General features: G+C 63.4%; 12 protein-coding genes. 9 read left to right on the top strand and 3 right to left on the bottom strand.

Annotated features, from left to right (window positions below):
• From V6M52_RS12970 to V6M52_RS13010, 9 genes are all read left to right on the top strand, one after another.
• Window positions 1–183 (top strand): SufD family Fe-S cluster assembly protein (locus V6M52_RS12970; RefSeq protein WP_332701326.1); only part of this gene is annotated, 183 nt, incomplete at its 5' end.
• 1 nt (window position 184) lies between these two features.
• Complete coding sequence (locus V6M52_RS12975; protein ID WP_332701327.1) at window positions 185–697, top strand: cupin domain-containing protein; 513 nt, start codon at window positions 185–187, stop codon at window positions 695–697.
• A gap of 64 nt (window positions 698–761) precedes the next feature.
• Window positions 762–1,511 carry a Fe-S cluster assembly ATPase SufC gene (gene sufC / locus V6M52_RS12980; RefSeq protein WP_332693505.1) on the top strand — a complete coding sequence of 250 codons (750 nt, stop codon included), beginning with the start codon at window positions 762–764 and terminating at the stop codon, window positions 1,509–1,511.
• Window positions 1,512–1,513: 2 nt separating this feature from the next.
• Window positions 1,514–2,722 carry a Fe-S cluster assembly protein SufD gene (gene sufD, locus V6M52_RS12985; RefSeq protein WP_332701328.1) on the top strand — a complete coding sequence of 403 codons (1,209 nt, stop codon included), beginning with the start codon at window positions 1,514–1,516 and terminating at the stop codon, window positions 2,720–2,722.
• Window positions 2,722–3,942, top strand: a complete 1,221-nt coding sequence (locus V6M52_RS12990) for a cysteine desulfurase (protein WP_332693491.1) — start codon at window positions 2,722–2,724, stop codon at window positions 3,940–3,942. Before sufD ends, V6M52_RS12990 begins: the two co-directional genes overlap by 1 nt.
• 12 nt (window positions 3,943–3,954) lie before the next feature.
• On the top strand, window positions 3,955–4,350 hold the full coding sequence (locus V6M52_RS12995) for an SUF system Fe-S cluster assembly protein (RefSeq protein ID WP_332693494.1): 396 nt from the start codon (window positions 3,955–3,957) through the stop codon (window positions 4,348–4,350).
• Between the two features lies 1 nt (window position 4,351).
• Entirely contained in the window at window positions 4,352–4,771 is a 420-nt protein-coding gene (locus tag V6M52_RS13000; RefSeq protein ID WP_332693496.1) for a VOC family protein, read from the top strand.
• 13 nt (window positions 4,772–4,784) lie between these two features.
• Entirely contained in the window at window positions 4,785–5,165 is a 381-nt protein-coding gene (locus V6M52_RS13005) for a HesB/IscA family protein (RefSeq protein ID WP_332701329.1), read from the top strand.
• 55 nt (window positions 5,166–5,220) lie between these two features.
• Window positions 5,221–6,522, top strand: a complete 1,302-nt coding sequence (locus V6M52_RS13010; RefSeq protein WP_332701330.1) for a 3-phosphoshikimate 1-carboxyvinyltransferase — start codon at window positions 5,221–5,223, stop codon at window positions 6,520–6,522.
• Window positions 6,523–6,566: 44 nt separating this feature from the next.
• On the opposite strand, the gene V6M52_RS13015 is transcribed toward V6M52_RS13010, so the two are convergent.
• The 3 genes from V6M52_RS13015 to V6M52_RS13025 all read right to left on the bottom strand — a co-directional run.
• The gene (locus tag V6M52_RS13015; RefSeq protein ID WP_332701331.1) at window positions 6,567–7,640 is read right to left on the bottom strand and encodes a GGDEF domain-containing protein; all 1,074 of its coding nucleotides are present in this window, start codon (window positions 7,638–7,640) and stop codon (window positions 6,567–6,569) included.
• A 144-nt stretch (window positions 7,641–7,784) separates the two neighbouring features.
• Entirely contained in the window at window positions 7,785–9,380 is a 1,596-nt protein-coding gene (locus V6M52_RS13020; protein ID WP_332690862.1) for a DEAD/DEAH box helicase, read from the bottom strand.
• 336 nt (window positions 9,381–9,716) lie between these two features.
• The coding region (locus V6M52_RS13025; RefSeq protein WP_332701332.1) for a toprim domain-containing protein at window positions 9,717–10,461 on the bottom strand (745 nt) is incomplete at its 5' end.

Consider the following 10,461-nt stretch of genomic DNA (forward strand, 5'->3'; position numbering starts at 1 on the left):
ACCACGTCCAAGATCTCGGACGACCAGATGTTCTATTGCCAGCAGCGCGGCCTCTCGGAAGAGGAAGCCGTGGCGCTGATCGTCAACGGCTTTGTCCGCGACGTGCTGCAGCATCTGCCGATGGAATTCATGGTCGAAACGCAGAAGCTGATCTCGATCAGCCTCGAAGGCAGCGTCGGCTAAGATGAGCGACGAAACGCGTAGCCCGGTGGTTTCGCTTGCCGATCTCACGCTCGATGCGTGGGAGCGGGGTGGCCTCTACAAGTCGGCCGACGTTTCGTTCGGCCGCCTGCTGGGCCTGCGCAATCTGGGCATCAGCTACAACGAAGTGCCGGCCGGCAAGTCGAGCTGCCCGTTCCACAACCACCATCAGGAAGACGAGCTATTCGTCATCCTGGAGGGCGAGGGGACGTACCGCTTCGGTGAGGCGAGCCATGCCTTCAAGGCCGGCGACGTCCTCGGCGCACCGGCAGGCGACCGCAGCACGGCGCACCAGATCATCAACACCGGCAGCGGCACGCTGCGCTATCTCGGCGTGTCGAACAAGGCCGCGACTGAGGTTTGCGAATATCCGGATTCGAACAAGTTCGGCGTCTTCAGCCGCACCAGTGGCGATCCGACCGACAAATCTACCCTCCGCCACCTGATCCGCGACGGCCGGGCCGTCGATTACTGGGACGGCGAACCTGGCGCCTGAGCGCCGCAACTCACTCGGCGCTTCGCGCCACCGACTTTCTGGAGACTTTCTGATGACCACCCCGATCCTTGAAATCCGCAACCTGCACGCGCGCATCGAAGACCGCGAAATCCTCAAGGGCGTGAACCTCGTCATCCCGCCCGGCGAAGTACATGCCGTGATGGGTCGCAACGGCTCGGGCAAGTCGACGCTGAGCTACGTGCTGGCCGGCAAGGAAGACTATGAGATCACCGAGGGCGAAGTGCTGCTCGACGGCGAAAATCTGCTCGAGATGGACCCGTCGGAACGTGCCGTTGCCGGCCTGTTCCTGGCATTCCAGTACCCGATCGAAATCCCCGGCGTTGCCACCATGACCTTCCTCAAGGCGGCGATGAATGCCCAGCGCAAGGGGCGCGGGGAGGGGGAACTCTCGACCCCCGACTTCATGCGCGCGGTCAAGACCGCCGGCGCCGATCTCAATATCGACCCCGACATGCTCAAGCGCCCGCTCAATGTCGGCTTCTCCGGCGGCGAGAAGAAGCGCGCAGAAGTGCTGCAGATGGCGCTGCTGCAGCCCAAGATGTGCATTCTCGACGAGACCGATTCCGGTCTCGACATCGACGCTTTGCAGGTGGTCTCGAAGGGCGTCAACGCCCTGCGCTCGGCTGGCCGCTCGATGCTGGTCATTACCCACTACCAGCGCCTGCTCAACCACATCGTTCCCGACGTGGTGCATGTGTTCTCCGACGGCAAGATCGTCGAGAGCGGCGACAAGGACCTGGCGCTGCAGCTCGAAGCCAAGGGCTATGCCGACTTCGACGACGCGGTGGCCTGATCATGCGCCAGACCATGCCCGTCCGGCTCGGAGCAGCCGAGGATACATTGATCGCCCAGCTCAAGAGCGTGGGTGCCGACGCGACGGCCGAGCGGATCACCGTCGCCGGCCTGCCGACGCGCCGCGTCGAGAGCTATCACTATACCGACCTCAAGACCCTGCTGAAGGCCGTGCCACCGCTGGCACAGGCTGCCAATGAAGCATCCGCGCCCGCCCTGCGCGTTCCCGGCGCCTATCAGCTGATGATCGCCAATGGGGTCATCCAGTCGGCCTCCACTGCTCCGGCTGGCATCATCGTCGGCAAGGCCGAGGGCGGCGTGCTGAGCACGCGCGACGATATCCTGGTGCATCTCAACGGCGCCCTGGCCCATGAAAGCCTGACCCTGACACTGGAAAGCAGCGTCGATCCGGTGATCCAGATCGACCGTCGTATCGAAGGCGAAGCCGCCCATGCCGCGGATTCGCTCAAGATCTTCGTGGCCGATGGCGCTTCGGCCACGATTCTTGAGACCTTCTCGGGCTCCGATGCAGCCCATGTCGGCAATCACGCCACCTATATCGCGCTCGGCAAGAATGCCGTGGTCACCCACATCACGGTCGACCTCTCTGCCAGGGCCACCTCGCATTTCGCCACCAATGAGTACCACCTTGCCGATGGCGCCAGGCTGCGTACGCTGGTGATTCATGCCGGAGCAGGCCTGAGCCGCACGCAGCTCTTTCCGCGCTATGAAGGCGCGGGCGCCCATGGCGACATCACCGGGCTCAACCTGGTGTCGGATGGGCAGCATGCCGACATCACCATGGATGCGACCCACGCCGTGCCGGGGACATCATCGCAGCCGCTGTTCAAGTCGATCGCGCGGGGCCGTGGCAAGTCTGTCGTTCAGGGGCGCCTTGTCGTCGCCCGGGATGCCCAGAAGACCGATGCCAAGTTCATGCATCAGGGTCTGATGCTGTCGGACGAGGCAGAAATCCTCAGCAAGCCCGAGCTCGAAATCTATGCCGACGATGTCGTCTGCGGCCACGGCTCGACCTGCGGCAAGCTTGACGAGGATAGCCTGTTCTACCTGATGAGCCGCGGCATCCCCCAGGAAGAGGCCGAGACCATGCTGGTGCGCGGCTTCCTCGAAGAACTCATTGACCCCATCGAAGACGAAGCCCTGGCAGAGGCGCTACATGGCATCATCGATGGGTGGCTGGTGGGGAAGTAATGACCTTCGACCTTGCCAAAGTCCGCGCCGATTTCCCGATCCTCTCCGAGGTCATCCACGGGCATCGGCTGGTCTATCTCGATAGCGGTGCCTCGGCCCAGAAGCCGGTGCAGGTGCTCGACCGCATGGATCATGCCTTCCGGCACGAATACGCCAATGTCCACCGTGGCCTGCATACGCTCGCCAACCGGGCGACCGAGGCTTACGAGGGTGGCCGCGAGGCCGTCCGCAAATTCCTCAATGCCGGCCGGGTCGAAGAAATCATCTTCACCCGCTCGGCGACCGAGGCGATCAACCTCGTCGCATCATCCTTCGCCGGTCCGCGCATCAGCGAGGGCGACGAGATCGTCACCACGATCATGGAGCACCACTCCAACATCGTGCCTTGGCATTTCCACCGCGAGCGCAAGGGCGCGGTGATCAAATGGGTCGACGTGCGCGACGACGGCAGCTTTGACCTCGACGCATTTGCTGCGGCGCTGACCGACCGGACCCGTATGGTTGCGGTTACGCATATGTCCAACGTTCTGGGCACCGTGATGCCGATCAAGCAGGTGATCGAGATCGCCCATGCAAGGGGCATTCCGGTGCTGATTGACGGCAGCCAGGGCGCCGTGCACACCAGCGTGGACGTGCAAGACATCGACGCTGATTTCTATGTCATGACCGGCCACAAGCTCTACGGGCCCACCGGCATCGGCGTGCTCTATGGCAAATATGATCTGCTCGCCGAGATGCAGCCCTATCAGGGTGGTGGCGAGATGATCGACACGGTCACCATGGAAACGGTGACCTATAACGAACCGCCGCACCGTTTCGAGGCCGGCACGCCGCCCATCGTGCAGGCCATCGGCCTTGGAGCCGCGCTGACCTATATGGAAAGCCTCGGCCGCGAGGCTATCGCCGCCCATGAGGCCGAAGTCGCTGCCTATGCCCATGAGCGCCTCAGCCGCATCAATTCGCTGCGCCTGATCGGCACGGCACAAGGCAAGGGCGGCATTTTCTCGTTCGAGATCAAAGGCGCCCACGCCCACGACGTCTCGACCATTCTCGACCGCTACGGCATCGCCGTCCGTGCTGGCACCCATTGCGCCTTGCCGCTGCTCAAACGCTTTGGTGTCACCTCTACCTGCCGCGCCTCCTTCGCCCTATATAACGGCAAGGACGACGTGGACGCGCTGGTGGACGGCATCGAACGCGCCCAGAAATTTTTCGCGTAAGCGAGGACGACCATGACAGATGAACCTGTAATCGCCCCGGCCCCGACCATTCCGGAAAATCGCATCACCCCCAATGTTGGCGGTGGGCTGCCCGAGGCCGAGGTCGAGCGCATCACCAGCGACCTGATCGGTGCGCTCAAGACCGTCTATGACCCGGAAATCCCGGTCGACATCTATGAGCTCGGCCTGATCTACAAGGTCGATCTCGACGATGACCGCAACCTGACCATCGACATGACGCTCACCGCGCCGGGGTGCCCGGTCGCTGGCGAAATGCCCGGCTGGGTGGAAAACGCCGCCCGCGCCGTTGAAGGCGTGCAGGACGTGACGGTCAACATGGTGTTCGATCCTCCGTGGGACGCTTCACGCATGAGCGAGGAAGCGCAGGTCGCGCTGAACTGGTGGTAGTTTGAACCGCCCGGCGCTCGAAGGTCTGGTCGAAACCGCGCTCTATGTGACCGATGTCCGGCGCAGCCGCGATTTCTACATTCGCATCTTCGGCTTCGAGCCGATGGGCGGCAACGAGCGCATCCAGCCGCTCAATGTCGGCCCGGGGCAGGTGCTGCTACTGTTCAAGCAGGGCGGCACGCCAAACCCGGTTCCGGTCGGCGACGGTTTTATTCCGCCCCATGACGGCGGCGGCGAACAGCATTTCGCCTTCGGCGTTCCCGCCGCAAGCTATGAGGATTGGAAATCCTTCCTCAAGAGCCTAGATATAGACATTGAAAGCGAAGTCAGCTGGCCGCAGGGCGGCATGAGTCTGTACTTCCGCGATCCGGATCGCCTGCTGGTCGAATTGATCACGCCGGGCGTCTGGCAGAACTACTAGAGGATACCGAGCCATGGCCTTCAAGATCATGTCGCTGACCGACGCAGCCGCCGAGCGCATCAACGAGATCATGGAAGATTCCGGCAAGCCGGTGATCGGCGTGCGCGTCGGTGTCAAGAATGCCGGCTGTGCGGGCATGGCCTATACGCTCGACTATGTCACCGAACCGGTCGCAGGCGACGATCATGTCAACGACAAGGGCGTCGAAGTTTATATCGAGCCCAAGGCGACCATGTTCCTTTTGGGCACGGTGATGGATTTCGAAGAATCCAAGATGAGCTCCGGCTTCACCTTCAAGAATCCCAACCAGACCGGCGAATGCGGGTGCGGGGAAAGCGTCCAGCTCAAGCCGGCCGACCTCAAGGCGATTGCCGAGGCACGGGCAGGGGCCTAAGTCCTGCCCGGAAGCAGTTGCGCGACGCGCAGCCATGAGGCATTGATCCGCCATCATGCCAAGCCCGCTTCCGCCCGCTCTCACCATCATCCCGCCAAACCGTCCGCTCATCGGTCGCGTATCGCCGCCGGGATCGAAATCCATCACCAATCGTGCGCTGCTGCTGGCCGCGCTGGCAGCCGGGACGAGCCGGCTGACCGGTGCGCTCAAGAGCAAGGATACGACGCTCATGGCCGCCGCCCTGCGGCAGATGGGCGTGAGCGTGGAGGAACCCGACGCGACCAGCTTCGTGGTCACCAGCGCGGGCCGGCTGCAGGCGCCGGAGGGCCCGCTATTCCTCGGCAATGCCGGCACCGCGACGCGCTTCCTCACCGCCGCCGTGGCGACGGTCGACGGTGAAGTCATCGTCGATGGTGATGAGGAGATGCGCGTTCGGCCGATCGGACCGCTGGTCACCGCGCTTCAGTCCCTGGGCATCGACGCCACCAGTCCGACCGGTTGCCCGCCGGTTACCATTCGCGGGCGCGGCAGCTTCGGCCGGGGGCGCGTCGAGATCGATGGTGGCCTCTCCAGCCAGTATGTGTCGGCCCTGCTGATGGCGGCGCCTCTCGGCGACGGTCCAATCGAGATCGCGCTGACCGGCAGCGATATTGGCGCCCGGGGCTATGTCGATCTCACGCTGGCCGCCATGCGCAGCTTTGGCGCCACGGTGGAACAGGTCGATGCGGGCACCTGGCGGGTGCAGCCCACCGGCTATGTCGCCACCGACCTGTTGATTGAGCCCGATGCCTCCGCTGCGACCTACCTGTGGGGCGCGGAGGTGCTTACCGGCGGCCGGATCGACCTCGGCGTAGCCGCAGATGCGTTTACGCAGCCCGACGCGGCAGCGCAGGCGGTGATTGCCCAATTCCCCGACATGCCCGCCATCATCGATGGCTCGCAGATGCAGGACGCCGTACCCACGCTTGCCGTGCTGGCCGCTTTCAACAATCGTCCGGTGCGCTTTGTCGGCATCGCCAACCTGCGCGTCAAGGAAACCGACCGCATCCGGGCCGTGGCCAATGAACTCAATCGCATCCTGCCAGGCCTGGGCACGGAGGAGGGCGACGATCTGCTCGTCGCGTCGGATCCGAGCCTGGCAAGCAAGCTGGCCGACCGCAACGCTCGCACGCGGATCGAGACCTATCACGATCACCGCATCGCCATGAGCTTCGCCCTGGCCGGCCTCAGGATTCCGGGGATCATCATTCTAGATCCAGCCTGCACCGGCAAGACCTATCCGGAATACTGGGACATGCTGGAAAGCCTCGGCGTGGAACTCGCGCCGGCCACCGTAGCGCCCGCCGGAGAAGACTAGACCTTGTCCTTCGACAAGCTCGCATGTGCTGTTGATCTTGAGGGTTAGGCCGCGCTGGCCCCGGCCACCAGGGCCGCCTTCGCCAGGATATCGGCGAGCTCGGTCTCGCTGATCACCCGGTTGCGGCCGGCATGCTTGGCCGCATAGAGGCAGCGGTCGGCGCGCTCGATGAGCGAAGCAGGCGTGTCGCCGGCGCAATAGGTGGCCACACCGAACGATGCAGTGATCCGGCCGAGCTTCTCGTTGGTCGAGCGCTTCAGCAATTGCTTGGCCTGGAGCGCCCGGCGGATATTCTCCGCCACGATGACCGCGCCTTCGATATCGGTCGATGGCAGGATGGCGACGAATTCCTCCCCGCCATAACGGGCGGCCAGATCCTTGCCCTTGATGTTGGACTTGAGCGTCATCGCCACCAGCCGCAACACCTGGTCGCCGGTCTGGTGCCCATAGGTGTCGTTGAAACTCTTGAAATTGTCGATGTCCACGATCATCAGGCACAGCGGATCGTTTGAAACGCTCGCCTCGGCGATCGCGGCATCCAGGCCGTCGTCGAAACCCTTGCGGTTGGAGATCTTGGTCAGCGGGTCCAGCATGGACTCGCGCCGCACATCGTCCAGGTCACGTTGTAGCGAAGCCAGGTCATCCCGCGACGCCTCCAGCTTCTTCTCAAGGGCAATGTTGGTCTCCTGCATGCGCCGCGTTTCGGACAGCAGCCGGTCGGCCAGGGCCTTCATCGCCACAGGCGAGATATCCCGTTCCAGATCGCCGCTGGCCGTCTGCAGCGAGCCGGAATAGGCGTTCGCCGTAGTCATGGCACTGTCGATGGCTTCATGGACCGCCTCGATGCGCGCATGCATGCGCTCCGAGACGTTGGTCATGCGGTCATTCACATCGGATTTGAGAAATTCGTTGTAGAGCGCCTCGGCCAGATTTTCCGACGGCGTATTGCCGTTGCGGAAGATGGCATTGATCCGGTTATTCAGCGTCGGGTTCACGCCCGTCGCATAGGTGTAGAGCAGCTCGTAGAACTGGGGGTAAGGCGGAATTGCGCTGCGCTTCAGCAGGTCAAATGCCGAATTGGCATAGCCAAGCGCGCGTTTGAACTCGTGTTCCGACACTGCTTCCCTCGCGCGCCGCTGCCTGTTTCGGCGCCCCAACCGGATGCACCGAATCTCTCGTTGATAGTTACCGCGGCCGTACTAATGAATACAACCGCGCCATTTCAATAAACCGTTGTCATACACAGTAAAATAGACGCGGAACTAGTTGCCGACCCGCGTTGGTCGAAGCAAAAATGCCGGAACTGGACCATCGTTGCCGAAGGGCGAGTTGCTGTTGCTGGAATTCAGGTCGCCCTCGTCCGCCGATGGGCGCGTCCGGCCGCGGCCGCGCTGCGCCCGCTGGCCGCCGCGTTCGGCCTTGACCGGTTCCGGCCCGGCCGCCACGGGCTCCCCAGCAACTGTGGACTCGACGGCGGTTGCCTTGGGGGCACGAGGCTTGGCGCCTTCGCCCTTTTCGGCTTCGGGCCGGGTCCTGGGGGTGCGAGCCGGCGCCGCTTCTGCGCTTGGCGCCACCTCGGGCCGGGTCCGGGGTGCACGAGCCTGAGCCGCTTCGGCACTTGGTTCGGCTTCGGAGCGGTTACGCGGTCCGCCACGACGCGAACGGGCCGGGCGAGCGGGGCGCTCGGCACCCTCTTCCGTCTCGGCGACAGGAGCAGTGGCGGCCCTGCCACTCACTTCCAGCCATTCGATCGGCTTCTGAATCAACTTGAGAATGGCATCGAGATGCTTGCCATCCGCCGGGGCAACCAGCGTATAGGCGACGCCCAGGCGGCCGGCACGACCGGTACGGCCGATACGGTGCACATAGTCTTCGGCGTGCACGGGCACGTCGAAATTAAACACGTGGCTGACCGCCGGAATATCGAGGCCGCGCGCTGCCACGTCACTGGCGACCAAAAGGGTCAGCCGGTTGTTCTTGAAGGCATCGAGCGTCTCGGTGCGGCTCTTCTGGTCCATGTCGCCATGCAGGCCCCCGGCACTGAAGCCGTGCCGCTCCAGCGAACGGGCAAGGGTCGCCACGTCGCGCTTGCGGTTGCAGAAGATGATGGCGTTGGTCAGCCCGTCCGCGGCCCGGATGCGCTCACGCAAAGCGGCGCGCTTTTCCTCAGGTTTGGAGCCGACCTTGACCAGCTTCTGGTCGATGGTGTCGGCGGTCGACGCCGCGCGGGAGACCTGGACATGCACCGGATCCTTGAGGAACTTCTTGGTCAGCTTCTCAATCTGGGCATCCATCGTCGCTGAAAACAGCATGGTCTGCCGGCGCGGCGGCAGGCGATTGACGATCTTTTCGATGTCATCGATGAAGCCCATGTCGAGCATGCGGTCGGCCTCGTCGATGACGAGGATTTCAACGCCATTCAGCATGATTTTGCCGCGCTCGATCTGGTCGAGCAGGCGGCCGGGCGTAGCGATCAGCACGTCGACGCCGCGGTCGAGCTTCTTGTTCTGGTCTTCGAACGATACCCCGCCGATGATCAGGGCCATCGTCAGGCGGTGGTTCTTGCCGTATTTTTCAAAGTTCTCGCTGACCTGCGCCGCGAGTTCGCGCGTCGGTTCGAGAATGAGCGTGCGGGGCATGCGGGCGCGGGCGCGGCCGTTTTCCAGCAGGTGCAGCATTGGCAGCACGAAGCTCGCCGTCTTGCCCGTGCCGGTCTGGGCAATGCCGATGACGTCCTTTTTCTCAAGGATATGCGGGATAGCCTGCGCCTGGATTTCGGTTGGCGTGGTGTAGCCCGCGGACGTCACGGCGTCTGTTACTTTGGTGGACAGGCCAAGCCCGGAAAAATCATCAGTCAAGTTGGGTAATTCCGCTCAGAAATGTGGCCCGGGGCCAGGTCCGGTCCGAGACATTCGGACGGTGCGCCGGGGTCTTCAGCAGTGGACCGGTAGGTCGGTACGCGAACGCATCCACAACTGGGGCGGCCACCGGACGGTTGCAGAGAAACTGCAAGAAACGACGGAGTGGCCCTGAGGCACATTCAGCAAAGGCGGACTGTGTCCAAACAAACAAGCCGTCCAGCCAGAAATGCTCTAGCGGCGCGGACCATAGCGCAAAGGCCTTGTCTGTCAACGGCTTTGAGGCCGTTAGTCTTAATTGGCGCTTCACCTCTCCCCGGAAGGGAGAGGATGACGCTAGATGTCCAGATCGGTCACGAAGGCCGCATTCTCCTGGATGAAGTCGAAGCGCGCTTCCGGCTTGGTTCCCATCAGCCGGTCGACGCTGATCCGGGTGGCCTCGAGGTCGTCGCGGATCTTGACCTGCAGCAGCGTGCGCGATTTGGGCGACATGGTCGTCTCGCGCAGATGTGCGAACGGCATTTCGCCCAGGCCCTTGAAGCGGGTCATGTCCACCTTGCCCTTGCCGGTGAACTCGGTCTCCATCAGTTCAGTCTTGTGCGCGTCGTCGCGGGCGTAGAGCGTCTTGCCGCCCTGGCTGATGCGATAGAGCGGCGGCATGGCCAGGAACAGGTGCCCGCCATCGATCAGCTTGGGCATTTCCTGGAAGAAGAAGGTGATCAGCAGCGCCGCGATATGGGCTCCATCCACGTCGGCATCGGTCATCACGATGATCTTGTCGTAACGCAGGTCTTCCTCGCGATAGCGATCCCGCGTGCCGCAGCCCAGCGCCTGGATCAGGTCCGAGATCAACTGGCTGGCGGCCATTTTCTCGCGGCTGGCCCCGGCTACGTTGAGTATCTTGCCGCGCAATGGCAGCACCGCCTGGCTGGCACGATTGCGCGCCTGCTTGGCGCTGCCGCCGGCCGAGTCACCTTCGACGATGAACAGTTCCGCGCCCTGGGCAGCGGTCTGCGTGCAGTCGGCGAGCTTGCCGGGCAGACGCAGCTTACGCGTCGCGCTGGCGCGGTCGATCTCTTTT

It is taken from the genome of Devosia sp. (genome assembly GCF_036676215.1).
In the GTDB taxonomy this organism is placed as follows: domain Bacteria; phylum Pseudomonadota; class Alphaproteobacteria; order Rhizobiales; family Devosiaceae; genus Devosia.